13 protein-coding genes are annotated in these 14,055 nt (G+C 63.8%); 7 read left to right on the top strand and 6 right to left on the bottom strand.

All coding sequences use genetic code 11. From position 1 onward, the window contains the following. The first annotated feature begins 118 nt into the window (after window positions 1-118). The 4 genes from E4P09_RS00350 to E4P09_RS25815 all read left to right on the top strand — a co-directional run bounded on the left by E4P09_RS00350 (window position 119) and on the right by E4P09_RS25815 (window position 3,790). On the top strand, window positions 119-1,021 hold the full coding sequence (locus tag E4P09_RS00350) for an alpha/beta fold hydrolase (RefSeq protein WP_137387620.1): 903 nt from the start codon (window positions 119-121) through the stop codon (window positions 1,019-1,021). Window positions 1,022-1,182: 161 nt separating this feature from the next. Then, window positions 1,183-2,364, top strand: a complete 1,182-nt coding sequence (locus tag E4P09_RS00345) for an LLM class flavin-dependent oxidoreductase (RefSeq protein WP_137387619.1) — start codon at window positions 1,183-1,185, stop codon at window positions 2,362-2,364. Between the two features lie 152 nt (window positions 2,365-2,516). Next, a complete protein-coding gene (locus tag E4P09_RS00340) occupies window positions 2,517-3,566 on the top strand; it encodes a DNA topoisomerase IB (RefSeq protein WP_137387618.1) in 1,050 nt (349 codons plus the stop codon). A gap of 65 nt (window positions 3,567-3,631) precedes the next feature. Beyond that, on the top strand, window positions 3,632-3,790 hold the full coding sequence (locus E4P09_RS25815) for a hypothetical protein (protein ID WP_170984146.1): 159 nt from the start codon (window positions 3,632-3,634) through the stop codon (window positions 3,788-3,790). Between the two features lie 49 nt (window positions 3,791-3,839). Here the strand turns inward: E4P09_RS25815 and E4P09_RS00335 are convergent, their stop codons facing one another. Further along, window positions 3,840-4,253, bottom strand: a complete 414-nt coding sequence (locus E4P09_RS00335) for a MerR family transcriptional regulator (protein WP_137387617.1) — start codon at window positions 4,251-4,253, stop codon at window positions 3,840-3,842. Between the two features lie 137 nt (window positions 4,254-4,390). Here E4P09_RS00335 and E4P09_RS00330 point away from each other — a divergent pair, with 137 nt between their 5' ends. Beyond that, window positions 4,391-4,999 carry a cation efflux transmembrane domain-containing protein gene (locus E4P09_RS00330; protein ID WP_346432565.1) on the top strand — a complete coding sequence of 203 codons (609 nt, stop codon included), beginning with the start codon at window positions 4,391-4,393 and terminating at the stop codon, window positions 4,997-4,999. Here E4P09_RS00330 and E4P09_RS00325 read toward each other — a convergent pair. Beyond that, on the bottom strand, window positions 4,996-7,242 hold the full coding sequence (locus E4P09_RS00325; protein WP_137387615.1) for a TonB-dependent hemoglobin/transferrin/lactoferrin family receptor: 2,247 nt from the start codon (window positions 7,240-7,242) through the stop codon (window positions 4,996-4,998). The two genes, E4P09_RS00330 and E4P09_RS00325, sit on opposite strands and share 4 nt — an antisense overlap. 370 nt (window positions 7,243-7,612) lie before the next feature. On the opposite strand from E4P09_RS00325, the gene E4P09_RS00320 reads away from it, so the two are divergent. Continuing rightward, window positions 7,613-8,791, top strand: coding sequence for a GGDEF domain-containing protein (locus E4P09_RS00320; RefSeq protein ID WP_170984145.1), 1,179 nt, complete (start codon window positions 7,613-7,615; stop codon window positions 8,789-8,791). Window positions 8,792-8,845: 54 nt separating this feature from the next. Here the strand turns inward: E4P09_RS00320 and proX are convergent, their stop codons facing one another. Genes proX through E4P09_RS00305 form a run of 3 tightly spaced genes read right to left on the bottom strand, consistent with a single transcriptional unit; the run spans window position 8,846 to window position 12,102 of the window. Further along, window positions 8,846-9,895, bottom strand: coding sequence for a glycine betaine/L-proline ABC transporter substrate-binding protein ProX (gene proX, locus E4P09_RS00315; RefSeq protein WP_137387613.1), 1,050 nt, complete (start codon window positions 9,893-9,895; stop codon window positions 8,846-8,848). A 33-nt stretch (window positions 9,896-9,928) separates the two neighbouring features. After that, complete coding sequence (locus E4P09_RS00310) at window positions 9,929-10,897, bottom strand: ABC transporter permease (protein ID WP_137387612.1); 969 nt, start codon at window positions 10,895-10,897, stop codon at window positions 9,929-9,931. Next, on the bottom strand, window positions 10,891-12,102 hold the full coding sequence (locus E4P09_RS00305; RefSeq protein WP_137387611.1) for a quaternary amine ABC transporter ATP-binding protein: 1,212 nt from the start codon (window positions 12,100-12,102) through the stop codon (window positions 10,891-10,893). The genes E4P09_RS00310 and E4P09_RS00305 overlap by 7 nt, the downstream gene beginning before the upstream one ends. Before the next feature lie 200 nt (window positions 12,103-12,302). Between E4P09_RS00305 and E4P09_RS00300 the strand changes: the two genes are divergently transcribed. Further along, window positions 12,303-12,914, top strand: a complete 612-nt coding sequence (locus E4P09_RS00300) for a cysteine hydrolase family protein (protein WP_137387610.1) — start codon at window positions 12,303-12,305, stop codon at window positions 12,912-12,914. An 8-nt stretch (window positions 12,915-12,922) separates the two neighbouring features. Here the strand turns inward: E4P09_RS00300 and E4P09_RS00295 are convergent, their stop codons facing one another. After that, window positions 12,923-14,023, bottom strand: a complete 1,101-nt coding sequence (locus tag E4P09_RS00295) for an LLM class flavin-dependent oxidoreductase (protein WP_137387609.1) — start codon at window positions 14,021-14,023, stop codon at window positions 12,923-12,925. Between the last annotated feature and the right edge of the window lie 32 nt (window positions 14,024-14,055).

Genomic DNA, 14,055 nt, shown 5'->3' with positions numbered 1-14,055 from the left:
TTTATTGAACCTTCAGCAATTTACGTCATCGCCGGGCTTGACCCGGCGATCCAGGGGCAAAGAGGGAACCTCGCCGCGACCGAGGTAACGCAAGAGCTGTTGGGGAGTCCGGAGCAGAATGGTGCCAAAGAGCGTTGCAACGAACTCATCGGTCGCGCCTCCGCCGCTTCCGGCCACGTGCCGCACCATTCGCGCCGGTGGCTACGACACCTTCGTGATGGAAGCAGGGCAGGGCGCCCCGGTGCTGCTGCTGCACGGCGCCAGCATCGCCGTGGATGCATGGCTCACCTGGTTTCGTCTGTTCCCGGTGCTTGCCCAGACACACAGGGTCATCGCCCATGACCAGCCCTGCTTCGGCCGCAGCGAGATCCCGGCCGACCGCCGCTATCTCGACCGGCTGGCCCGTGCGCACCATGCGCAAGCGGTGCTCGATGCGCTCGACCTTCAGGATGTCGCGCTTGTAGGTCATTCCGAAGGCGGGTTCATCGCAACGAAGCTCGCCCTCGACAATCCCGGCCGCATCTCCCGTCTGGTGGTTGTCACCAGCGGCGGCACATCGCCGCGCCTTGGCGGCGATGAGGATAGGGCCTGGCAGGAGGCCTCGGCCGAGGCCTATGACTATGTCGGCCGCAGCGTCGACGAAGAGACCTTTGTGCGCAGCGAGGGCCACCTACGCTACCGCGCCGACCCGCCTTTCGAGGCGCTGCTGCGCGAGAATTTCCGCTTGGCCAAGAGTTCGGGCAATCTCGCCTGCTTCCTCAATCTCGCGAAGCAGCGGCCGAGCTACGGTGATTATACGTCCGTACAGGAGCAGCACATTCTGCCCCATCTCGGCCGCCTGGGCACCCCCGCGCTGCTCGTCTGGGGCGGCGCGGATGCCACGGTGCCGGTAGCCCGTGGCCTGAAGCTCGCCGCGCTGATCCGCCATTCCGAAATGCACATCTTCCCGCATGCAGGCCACTGGGTGATGCACGAAGCGTCAGACGACTTTAACCGCTTGCTCGGCAGCTGGCTCGGCTGACAGACGAAAGAGCCGGGCTACCTAATACCCGTCACGGCTGTCCTGCTATCTCTCGTTTCGAGGCGGGGCGGGACGTTGGAGCACTTGTCTCCAAGCCATTTTTGTCATACGGTATACCAAATCGGTTCGGAACGCCGCCCCAAGCCAAGGAGCAACAGCTCATGAAGTTCGGCATTTCGCAGAATATCCACGATATCACCAAGTCCAGACCGTATGACGAACTGCTGGACGAGCTGCGTGAGGTGGCGGTCTTCGCGGAAGAAGCGGGCTTCGACACCTTCTGGCTGCCCGAACATCACTTCAGCATCTGGGGTCGCGAGATGGTGCCGAACCCGCTGATGGTGGCGGCCGACATCGCGGCGCGCACAAAACGCATCCGCATCGGCCTGAGCGCGGCGATCATCACCCTGTGGCACCCGATCCGCCTCGCGGAGGATCTGGCCATGCTCGACCAGCTGTCGGGCGGGCGGCTGGAGATCGGTTTCGGGCGCGGCAACTATGGACTGGAAACCACGAACCTCAATCCGATCGCCGACCCGAACAACCAGGAACAGAATTTCAAGGTGTTCGAGGAAGGCGTCGACGTGGTGGTGACGGCGCTGGGCAACAAGCTGTTCTCCTACAAGGGCGAAATCTATCAATTCCCCACGCCCGGATTCAAAGCCGACCGCGCCCACTCGGTGGACGATCCCGCCTATACGGACCCCGTCACCGGCGAGCTCGCCAAACTCACCCTCATCCCTGGACCGAAGCAGAAGCCCATGCCGCCACTCTGGCAGGTGGTGAGCGAATCGCCCCGCTCGATCCGCTATGCGGCCAAGCAGAACATGGGCATCATCATGTGGCGGCCTTCCGTCGCCACCCTCAAATATCGCTTGGGCCTCTACAAGGAAGCCTACCGCGAATACCACGGGGTCGACCTGCCCTTGGGTGCCAAGACCGCCATCGTGCGCGATACCTATGTGGCGGAAAGCGAGGCAGAGGCACGCAAGATCGCGCAAGCGCCCCTGATGAGCAGCCTCAATTTCGCCAACTGGCGCGGGCCTGCCATCTATCTCGATCCCGGCGAGACTCTGGATTCGGCCACCGAGGCGGCGCTGCGCAAGGAAATCACCTATGACTTCGTGCGCGACCGCGCCCTGTTCTTCGGGTCGCCCGACATGGTGATCGGGCGCATCCAGGAACTCTATGAGCAGACTCAAATGGAGCACATCACCTTCAAATGCGGCTGGCCCGGCCTGCCGCACGAAGCGGAGATGCGTAACCTGAGGCTTTTGGCATCCGAGGTACTGCCGCGCGTGCGCCGGTGGCATGCCGAGCGATTTGCCCAGGCGGCGGAGTAGTTACGTCCGGCTGCGCTGAAAATTTCGCCGCAGCGAACGTGCAACGTGGAACAGCCGCAGCCCGGCGGCGTTGTGGGTCAGCTTGCGATAGCTCAAGCCCTGGTGGAGCATCAGGCTCTGAGTGGACAAGCCAACCCACACCGGGAGTCCCCATGCCGTCCAGGCATACACGTTTTGCAAAAAAACTGGCTGAAGAAGCAGGTCTTGTTCTGGTTGGGCCGGAAGCCCTCACCATCACCCGCGAGAACCGGGGCCGCGGCTACGCCTTCCGCAACAAAGATGGCGACCTTATCCGCGATCTGGAAGTGATCGACCGACTGAAGTCGCTGGCCGTTCCGCCGGCCTACCGCAACGTCCGCTATGCGGCCGACCCGCGCGCCCATCTGCAGGCCATCGGCGAGGACGCCGCAGGCCGCCTGCAATACCGTTACCACGCAGACTGGGACAAGGTGCGCGAGGTTCTCAAGGCGCGGCGCCTGGTAACCCTCGCCAAAACCTTGCCGGTGATCCGGCGGCGGGTCGGGCGCGCGCTCTGCACCAAACGGCCGGATCTCGCCTTTTGCGCCAGCGCAGTGGTCGAGCTCACCGCGCTCACCGCCATTCGCCCGGGCAGCGAAAGCTATGCGCGCGAGCACGGCACCCGCGGCGCAACCACCCTGCTCAAGGCAAACGCGCGGATCGTTGGCGACCGCATTGCACTGACCTTCAAGGGCAAGGGCGGCAAGCGCGTCGAGAAGGAAGTCATCTCTCCCAGGCTGGCCAGGGCGCTGGAGCGCCTGCGCGAGATACCCGGCCGGCGCCTGTTCCAGTATGTGGACGCGCACGGCGACGTGCACGTAGTGCGCGCCGAGGATGTGAACGCCTATCTCAAGCGGATCTCCGGCAAGTCCATCTCCCTCAAGGACTTCCGCACGCTGGTCGCCTCGGTCGAGGCGCTGGAAAGCCTGATGGAGATGGAGCCGGCGACCTCCGCGCGCGCCCGTCGCTCTCAGGCGCGCAAGGCCATCGCCGAGGTCGCGGAGGATCTGGCCAACACGCCAGCCATCTGCCGCAAGAGCTATGTGCATGTGGCGATCGTCGAGGCCTTTGAGGACGGCCGGTTGGCACGGGTTCGCAAGAAGCCGCAACGCAGCGGGACTGCAGCCAGCTTTGAGCTGTTGGCACGCATCGTCGCAGGGCACACCCTCCAGCGGGAGACGTGAACGTCAAAGGTGAACGTTTGGCATGCTGACGGGTTGTGTTGCCGTGATCGCAGATGGAGGTCGCAATGGCGAAGGTTCACAAAGGCAAAAGCGCACCACGCGAGCAGGATACCTCAAGCGGCCGACACGGCGGCAATCGCGGCGGCGAGCGGGCCAAGGAAGCCGAGCGGCCGAAGAAGAGCAGCCAGGCGGCCGGCCAGGATCCCCATCGCGGTAAGCGCTAGACTTCGGCCGAAGCATGCGTGCCGCCAGAATCGTAGGTCCGCCCGGGTCTCAGTCGGCTGAACGTCGATCCGGCCCGAGCACCTCTATAATGCGGCAGTGAGCAACCGTGCCGCGGCTGCAGGAGGCGATGAGTTCCGCCAGCTCACCGCGCAGCGCCTGAAGGTCGGCAATCTTGCGTTCGACCGCCGCAAGATGCCCGCGGGCAAGAGCGTCTATCGCCTCGCACGAGCGGTCGGAGTCCTTGGCAAGCGCCAGCAGCTCCCGGACTTGCTCGAGCGAGAACCCAAGTCCGCGAGCACGACGAATGAAGCTCAGCCGTGCCACGTCGCTCTCGCTGTAAGACCGGTAATTGCTCTCCGTGCGCGCGGGTGCCGGCAATAACCCGATTTGCTCGTAATAGCGAATGGTCTCGACCTTCGTGTCTGCCGCTTTTGCCAGCTGCCCGATTGCCAGTCCCGTCATCCTTGACCCTCTAGTGACTACAGGGTCCATATAGGGGAGGTGACTTGGATTGACGAGGTTGCCAAATGACCGGCTGCTGCGAGAGTGAAAGCTGTTCATCGGCTACGGAGCTTAACAGCCCCGCGTGGCGGCGTGCGTTGTGGATCGCCCTCGCGGTCAACGCCGGCATGTTTCTGACAGAGATCGTCGCTGGCGCTGCCTCCGGCTCGGCCTCGCTGCTTGCGGACGCCATCGACTTCTTCGGCGACGCCGCCAATTACGCGATCAGCCTGGGCGTGGCGGGTCTCGCGCTCAGCTGGCGGGCCCGGGCCGCCCTGTTGAAGGGCTGGTCGCTCGGGCTCTTAAGCGTAGCTGTCCTGTTGTCGACGGCCTGGCACGCCTATGCCGGCACGCTGCCCAAGCCGGAGACCATGGGCATCATCGGCGGCCTGGCGCTCCTGGCGAATGTCGCTGTCGCCGTCATGCTCTACCGCTTCCGCAGTGGCGACGCGAACATGCGGTCGGTGTGGATCTGCTCGCGCAACGACGCCATCGGCAACATCGCGGTGATGGCCGCAGCTGCCGGCGTGTTCGGCACCGGCAGCGCCTGGCCCGACCTGACGGTTGCAACCATCATGGCCGCCCTTGGGGTGAGCGGCGGCTGGCAAATCGTCAGACAGGCCACGCGCGAGCTGCGCCAGCAACCAGGGAGGGCGCACCCCGCTAGCGCGGGATCCGGCCGGTTGAAAACCGAGCTGCAGGATTAGAACTGCAGCGTCCCCGTCAGCTTGAAGGTGCGCCCAGGCTCGGTGAAATAGGCTTGCGACAGCGACGTGGCAGGCGGCACGTTTAGCGCATCCACGTAAGTTTGATCGAACAGGTTGAACACACCTGCCTGCAGCAGCAGGCCATCCACGGCTTGCGGCTTCCACCACGCCGTGAGGTCCACGGTCGCGTATGGATCGGTCTTCAGCTTCTTCTGGGCTGCCTCGGAAAGGTCGTCCGGCACCTTGTCGCGCGGCCCGGCGATGGTCACGATGGCATCCGTTCCCCACCAGCCCGCATCATAGCCGGTGCCGAAGACCGCCTTGAAGGGCGGAATCGTGTCGAGATAGATGTCGTTCTTGGTGTCCTTGCCATTGGCATAGCCGAGCATGGCCCAGCCGTGAACGCCGGAGGCGTGCCGGCCGTGCAAGGTCAGCTCCGCCCCGTAGATGCGCACCCGGTCGCGGTTGATGGCTTCGGTGATACCGCCAACCGGGAATAGGGGTGACGGGTAGGTCTCGGTGTCGATGAAGTCCTTGTAGTAGTTGTCGAACAGGCTGATCTTGAGGCCGAGGTCGCGGTCGCCGGCCCGCAGACCCACTTCGAAACCGTTGCTCTTCTCCGGCTTGAGGTCCGGGTTGCCCTTGCGCAGATAGGTGCCGAGCCCGCCATAATTCATGTAGAGGTCCACCGGGTCGGGCGCGCGGAAGCCTTGCGCCCACTGCGCATAGAGGGTCACGGCCGGCCTGACGTCGAACTCAAGCCGCAGCTTGGGGGAAAAGGCAGAGTCGCTGTTGGCCGGCGGCAGGCCCATATAGGCCGCGTTGTCCTCGAAGGCCGGCGTGGACTTCGGCGTCTGCTCATACCAGTCGAAGCGAATACCGGGGATCAACCGCATCCGCCCGGCCATGAAACCGATCTTGTCTTCGATGAACAGGCCGAGCGTGGCGCCAACCACTCTCGGACTGTCAGCTTGGTTTGCGTGCAGGAACGCGCAAGTGGGGATCGACGGGTTGCAATTGTCCTTGCCGTGAGCGAACTGCTCGTAGGTGCTGCCGAACAGCTCGCCGCCCACCGTAAACTCATGGGGCTGGCCCTGGAAGAAGAGGGTCTTCACCACATTCCCGTTCACGCCATAGATCTCGCTTTCGAGATGGCTGCCGCGCTTGTAGGGACCCGCCGGTGGGGTCAGGCGCGTTGCCGAGGTGATCGTGTTGAGATCCTGCCGCTGCCAATAGGCCACCACGTAAGCGGCATCCGCCCACTGGCTTTGCCGCTCCGCATTGAATGTGTAGGACAGCGATGCGCGATCGCGGCTGTCGACGTCCGATGCCCGGTAGTTGTCATAGGCTGCGGTCTCGCTGGTCAGCAGTTTCGCGTCCGAATCCCGCCGGAAAATCTCGCCGGTGAGCCCGAAGACATGACCACCTGCCACATGGTGATTGATCTTGCCGAGGAACGCGCCGAGCTCGTAGTCCTCTGGATTGGGCTTCGTCCGGGTCGGGCCCGTGCCGCCCACCTTGCCCTGGTTCTTCAGTTCCTCGCCGAAGCGGTAGCTGCCTTGGACCAGCGCGTAGGTGTTGTTGATGCGGCTGGCGAGCGCCTGGCCCGCATGGAAGCTGTCATCGCGGCTGTCGAAGGACAGCTTGGTGAGCCCGCCCCAGACCTTGCCGGGCGCGATCAGATCTTCGGGTTCAAGCGTGCGAAAAGCCACGACCCCACCGAGCGCACCAGAGCCGAACACGCTGGAATCGGCGCCCTTCACGATGTCGATGGCGGAGAGCATGTCCGTATCGATCAGATTGACGCCGCCGGCATAGTTGGCCCCTGTCGCGCTCGAGCGGGCGCCATCCCTGAGATAGGGCAGGCGGATCCCGTCGATGGTCGTGAGGACACGGCCCTGATCGAGGCCGCGGATATTGAAGCTGCCGTTGCTCTGGTTGAAGTCGACGTTCGGCGCAAGCTTGCCGATTTCGTTCACGTTATCGATCTGCCGGAATGTGAGCTCCTCGCGCGGAATGGTGGTCGTGAGCACGGTGTCGCCCATGGCGCCCGGCCTGCCGGCCGTGACCAGGATCGGATCGAGCACCGTCCCGTCGCCACTCACGACCGTGCCGTTCCCGTTCTCCTCCGTCTGCGCCTGATGGACAGGTGTCGTCGATTGGGCAAAGGCGGTTGCGCTGAGCAAGGTAAGAGCTGCGGTTCCGGCCAGAATGGCCTGGAACCGACGGTGAATGAAATCCATCGGACCCCCCGTTTCCTAGGTGAAACTGGTCTCGCTCGCGGGGTCCGTGCTGTGTGGGATCCTGGCTAGCTCGCAATTCGGCAAGCCACACGATCGTGCAGCGCCGGCGGCAACCTACGTCTAAATCCTGTCAATGCAAGCGATAGCAGGCACCGGGGGAGGGGGAATTCCGCGCTGCGGATGGCGGGTTCAATATCGGAACAACGGGGCTCGGGCTTATGAAAAAAAGCGCCGCTTTGTAGCGTTGATTAGCATAGATGGGAAAACAGTCTTAGAAGAAGGTCTTTTCTCTGCTAACCAAGCGCAGCGAATGGGACATGCGCTTGGCGGCAGCGTCTGTCTGCGCCCGGGAGTTGGTGCGAGGGTTCCTGTGAGCATCGACGTATCGACATTGATCGCCTACACCGCAGCCCTGCTCGGGCTGATCGGGATACTGCTGCTTGGCTTCTGGTGGAGGGAACGCAGCTCCAGGAAGTTCCTCTGGTTCAGCCTCCCCTTCCTGCTCGGGGTGGTCGGTGCCGCATTCCTGGTCAATCCGCCCATCTTTCCCGGCTTGTGGAATCTGCGGCTCGGCGCATGGTTCATCCTGCTTGCCTATGGCGCCGCCTGGCAGGCCGCTCGGGTGCTTTGCGAACGGCCGCCGATCCTCATCCACAGCGTCTGGCCAACGCTGATCTGGCTCGTGCTCTCCGCCGCCGTGTTCGAGCCTTTCGACCTGCCGGTGGTGAGCACCTATGTCCGGCTGGCCATCGTTGCCGCGTTCAACGGTCTGATCGCCTGGGAATTCTGGCGCAACCGCGAGGAGCGGCTGCCTTCCGCAAACATGCTGTTCTGGCTGTTTGCGCTGTTCTGCGGCCTGACGGTCACCCGCCTTGCGCTCGCACCGATGCTGCCGGCGCCGCTGGGTGCTGCCCAAACCGAGGTGTGGTCAGTGGTCACCTATAATCTCAGCGTGATCGCCCAGGCCCTGCTCGCGGCCGCGTTGATGATTGCCCTGTCGCGGGAGCGCGTTTCCCAGCAAAACTACCGTATGGCACTGATTGATCCCTTGACAGGGGTCCGCAACCGCCGCGGCTTCGACGAGCAGTTGGCCGAATGGCAAGCCCAGCCGAAAGCTGCCCCAGCGACCCTCGCGCTGCTGGTCTTCGACATCGATCGCTTCAAGGCGATAAACGACCAGTTCGGCCACGCGATCGGCGACAAGGTGATAGCCATCGCGGCGCGAACGGCCGAACAAACCCTGCGCGCCCAGGACAGGGTGTTCCGCATAGGCGGCGAGGAATTCGTCTGTCTGCTGCCCGATACCACAGCCACGCAGGCGGTGGCCGCGGCGGAGCGCCTGCGTGAAGCCTTCCAGTTTGCCGCGAATACCGTGGCGGGACAGCCGATCAATGCCACGATCAGCGTGGGCGTTGCCGCGGTCGAGGACGGGCCGATCGAGCTCGACCGTCTGCTCCGCGCCGCCGATGGCGCGCTCTACGGGGCCAAGCGTTCGGGCCGTAACCGCAGCCTGCTGGCAGGCAAAGCGGCGTTGGGGCCCGCCGCATAGTAAAAAAGGCGCGCGGCCGAAGCCGCACGCCTTGCTGGGCAAGCCGGTCAACGCTTACTTCGCGGCTGCCACTGCCTGCTGGATCCAGCTGTCGAACTCCGCTTGGTTCTTGCTGATCCACTCGTCGGCGATCCTCTTCATGTCGGCATTGGTCTTGGCGCCCTTGCCGAGAGCCCCTTCCCATTCGCTCCAGGTCGACAGCGGCCATTTCGCCAGCTCGCTGAACTTCTTCACCGCAGGATTTGCCTCGATGAATTCCTTGTTGGCGAGGGTGCGCCAGTTCCAGGGCCCAACCGCCATGCGGCAGGGATTCTGCCCGCCCGCACAGCCGACAACGTCCTTCACTTCGTGGGTCTTCGGCTTGCTCACGCCCTCCGGCAGGGCATCATAAGGAATTGGCACCCAAACCACGTCCTCGCCCGGCTTGATGGTGTAGACGATCCAGGACGGGCTCCAGGTATAGAGCAGGATGGGCTCGCCGCGATCGACCCGGGCGAACACCTCCGCCACCAGCGGCTCGTATTTGGCGCGGACCGACTCGACCGTGTCCGACAGGCCGAATTCCTTGATCTGGAAATCCACCACGTCACCGCACTTCCAGGCCGGGTCGCAGTTGTTGAGATTGGCCTTGCCGTCGCCGTCGGTATCGAAAATGGCGGCGAGCTTGGGATCCTTCAGCTGCTGGATATTGGTGATGTTATTGGCTTCGGCGGTCTTTTTGTCGATGACATAGCCGTTGATGCCGCCGCCGATGATGGTGCCTTCGTTGGTCAGCTCGACCTGATCGGCGATCTTCTCGATCGCAGGCTGCGCCTGCGGCCAGTTGATGTCACCGGTCATGTCGAGGTCGCCCTGCGAAATCGCCTGCAGGATCGCGGACATGTTCATGGTCGACAGTTCAACGTCATAGCCAAGCTTCTTAAGACCGGCCATGAGGATCTGGTCCTGCACGTAATTGGCGCCGAGGCTGTCGGACGAGGCAAAGCGGATCGTCTTGCCCTCACCCGGGAGGTCCTGGGCAAACGCCTGCGGCCCGGTCATGAGCAGGGCGGCAACCGTCGCGGCCCCTGCCAGTCTCGACCATCTGCTGGAATTCAGTATCATAGGCTCTCCCCTTTTCGTGAGACGAGTGAACAATCAGCCCCTGGCCTGTGCCGCGCCGCCGGATTTCGCAGGCTCATGGGTTTCGAGCTCTTCCACCGCGTCGCGGCGGGGACGCACCACCTGTGCGAGGGTGGCAAGCAGGCTGCGACCGCCGCCCTTGCGCTGGTCCGGCCGGGCAAGCGCCTGGGTGATGCGGTCGAGGATCATGGCCAAAAGGACGATGGCGATGCCGCCGAGAGCCGCGCGGCCCACATCCAGGCGTCCCAGCCCCTGCAGCACCACGAGGCCCAGCCCCTCGGCGCCGATCATCGCCACGATCACCGACATGACCATGGCCATGAGCACCGTCTGGTTGAGGCCGCCGAGAATGGTGGGTAGGGCGAGCGGCAGCTGGATTTCCCAGAGAAGCTGGCGGCTAGTGGCGCCAAAGGCGAGGCCCGCCTCGACCATTTCCTTGTCCACCATCCGGATGCCGAGATTGGTGAAGCGGATGAGCGGCGGCAGCGCCGCCACGATCACCGCGACGCCGCCCGGTATGGTGCCGACCCCGAACAGCATCACCACCGGCACGAGATAGACGAAGCTCGGGGTCGTCTGCATCACGTCGAGAATGGGGCGGGTGATGCTCCACGCGCGATTGCTGCGCGCGCATAAAACGCCGATCGGCACACCGAGGATGACGCAGACCACGATGGCCGTGGCGATCAGCGAGAGGGTGGTCATCGCTTCCGACCAGAGGCCGATGAACGCGATCACGATCAACGAAATGAAGGTGAACACACCGACCCCGCGGGAAGCAACCCGCCAGGCGATTAGCGCGAAGGCGATGATGAGGATCGGGAATGGCACGGCGTGCAGCGCCGTTTCGATGGCCGAGAGCAGTGTCTCAACCGGCCACTTGATCGTCTGGAACACCGGCCGGAAATGTATGGCGACCCAGCGGACACCGTCTTGAATCCACTGGTCCAGAGGCAGGATATAGAGATCTTCGGGTTTCAGCATTGGTTCCCGGCCGAATTGTTGGTCTGGGGCGCGGCCATCGCCGCCGGTGTGCCGATGCGCGCGAGCACGCGGACCGGATCGATGCGTCCGAGCAGGCGGCCGTCGTCGTCCACCACCGCCATGGGCTTGTCCTCGCCGAACAGGCTCGCGACGTCAGCCAGCTTGGTGCCGGGGCGCACGGTTCCATAATTCCGCGACATCACCGCCTGGACGGCGGCACCTTCTCTGATCCGTCGGAGCGCCTCGGCCGGCAGCACGCCGACGGGCCGTCCCGCTGAGTCCGTAACGAAGGCGGGTGCAATTCCATTGAGATCGGCCCCGGCGGTACGGCCCGCCGTATCGAGCATGATCGGGTCGGCCTTCACCATCACCGATGCCGCATCGAACAGCCGCGCCCGGTCCACGTCGCGGGTGAACGCAGCCACGTAGTCATTGCCGGGGCTGAGCACGATGTCCTGCGGCGAGCCCTCGCGCACCACCGCACCATCCGACATGATGGCAATACGGGTGCCGAGCTTGAGGGCCTCCTGGAAATCGTGGGTGATGAACAGGATAGTCTTCTTGAGGACACGCTGCAGGCGCAGGAGCTCGTCCTGCATTTCGCTGCGGATCAGCGGGTCGAGGGCGCTGAACGCTTCGTCCATGATCAGCACGTCCGCGTCCGTTGCCAAGGCGCGGGCAAGGCCCACCCGCTGGCGCATGCCACCGCTCAATGCATCCGGCCGGTGATTGCCCCAAGCGGCAAGCCCTACCACCGCCAGCACCTCGTCGGCCTTCCGCCGCCGCTCCCTGGCCGGAACGCCGCGAATCTTGAGGCCGAACTCCACATTCTCGATCACGCTCTTGTTCGGCAGCAGCGCGAAATGCTGGAACACCATGGAGATGCGGGTGCGCCGCAGCTCGCGCAGGCGGTCCTCGTCAGCACTCACGATGTCCTCGCCATCGAGCAGGATGCGGCCGCTGGTCGGCTCGATCAGCCGGTTGATGCAGCGCGCCAGCGTGGACTTGCCCGAGCCGGACAGGCCCATGACCATGTAAATGGCCTGCGCCGGCACCGAGAGAGTCACGTCGTTGAGGCCGACAACATGCTCCGTCTTGGCGAGAACACTGTCCTTGGTCTCGCCGGCCCTCAGCATCTCCAATGCCTGCTGCGGCGCGTCGCCGAAGATCTTATATAGATGCTCGATCGTGATCCGGTCCGTCACGCTCGCCTCTGGTCTTGCTCGATTGAGTTCCGTGCCGCTTGCGGCCCAATTGTTACATATTGGTGAAGGATTTTGCCTGAACGTCTTCCGGCGTTGCCTAGGAGGTCGGTCGGCAGCCTGTCCTATGAACGATAGCATGAGTTAGCGGTCGGGTGCTTTAGCATACATGTCGCAGCTATCCTACTGAGGAATTCAGTCCATTGAATCCGTTGAAAGATCCGGCGCTCATCGTCGTTGATATGCAGAACGACTTCGTCCGGCAGGGCGCGCCCTTCGAAGTGCCCGAGGCCCGGGAAACGATTCCGACGATCGCCCGCCTGATCGCGCGTTTTCGCGCACAAGGCCGCCCTGTGATTTTCACCCGCTATCTCGCCCATCCCTTATATCTGCCGCTGAAGCACAAACTCACCTGGATCGCCGCCCTCGAACCACCCATCAATGCCTGCGTGCCCGGTTTCATGCGCGCCTATGGTGATGTGGAGGGTATGCGCGATGTTGCCGCTGTCGTCGACGAGCTGCCCCCAAGTGCCGCAGACCCTATCGTGGACAAGATCTACTTCAGCGCGTTCCACGGTACCGACCTGGAGCAGCGGCTGGCCTCTCTCGCGGTGGGCAGCGTCGTGGTCACCGGCACGGTGGTCGAGATGTGCGTCGAGGACACCGCCCGGCATGCTGTCCATTTCGGCCTGCCGACGGTCATGGTCTCGGACGCGGTCTCGTCCAACGATCCCGGCGCGAAGCGCGCCGCCCTCGACGGCTTCGCCCGCAATTATGGCTGGGTGATGCCGGCTGAAGCGATCACGCTCACCTAAGCTCTGGATCAACCCGCCAGAGCGGTTGACGCGGCCGCCTGGCCCTTATCCTTCGCGCGCTCCTTCTGCCGCTCGGCGAACACCGGCATCACCTCGCGAATGAACAGCTCCAGCGTCTTCTTCTGCATCTCGAATGGGTTGTTGAAGGAGATGCCAAGACAGACCTCGTCGACGCCAGCGGCTTCGTAGGCGAACAGCTTCTCGACGACCTCGTCCGGCGTGCCGAACAGCATGGCGTCGCGCACCGCGTGCGGGTCATAGTTCTGCCGGTTGGCGACATTGTCGTAGGACACCCATTCGGGGAAGCCGTTCTTCACGGTGCCGATGTTCTGGAACAGGTTTTCGAAGCTGCGGCCGTAGTCGATCGACATCTTGACCGGGATCTCCCAATCCTCCGGCCGCTCATAGACGCAGGCGCGGCGCAGCATCATGAACTTCGGACGGGGCACGTCGGGATTATCCGCGCAGGCCTTGCGGAACTTGTTGCCCAGATTGGCCACCTCCGCCATGGGCGAGGAGAGGGGGGTTGCCATGATATTGGCGCCCACCTTCAGGGCCCAGTCATAGGTCTGCGGGTCGCGCGCCGCCACCCAGAGCGGCGGATGCGGCTGCTGCAGCGGCTTGGGCACCGACGTGGCGGTGGGGAACTTATAGAACTCGCCATCATGGGCATAATCGCCCTCCCATAGCTTCTTCACCGCCGGAACCAGCTCACGCAGATAGGCGCCGCCCAGCTGCTGGGGTATGCCGCCGGCCATGCGGTCGAACTCGTATTGATAGGCGCCGCGCGCGATGCCCAGCTCCAATCGGCCGTCGATCAAATGGTCGCACAACGCAGCCTCGCCCGCGAGCCGGATGGGCGTCCAATAGGGCGCAACGATGGTCGCCGTGCCAAGCCGCACCCGCTCCGTATGAGCCGCCCACCAGGTGAGAATGGAGAATGGGCCGGGCGCGATGGTGAATTCGATCGTGTGATGCTCCGGCGTCCACACCGTGACGAAGCCGCCTTCGTCGGCCATGCGCACCAGCGTCAGAACCTCATTCTTGATCCGGGTCAGGTCCTCTGACGGGCTGAACCGTTCCATATGAAGCGAGAGCGAGAATTTCATGGGTCCATCTCTTTCTCTGGAAATATCGGGCC

It is taken from the genome of Rhodoligotrophos defluvii, from assembly GCF_005281615.1.
Classification (GTDB): domain Bacteria; phylum Pseudomonadota; class Alphaproteobacteria; order Rhizobiales; family Im1; genus Rhodoligotrophos; species Rhodoligotrophos defluvii.
This window is presented reverse-complemented; position numbering and strand designations above follow the sequence as displayed.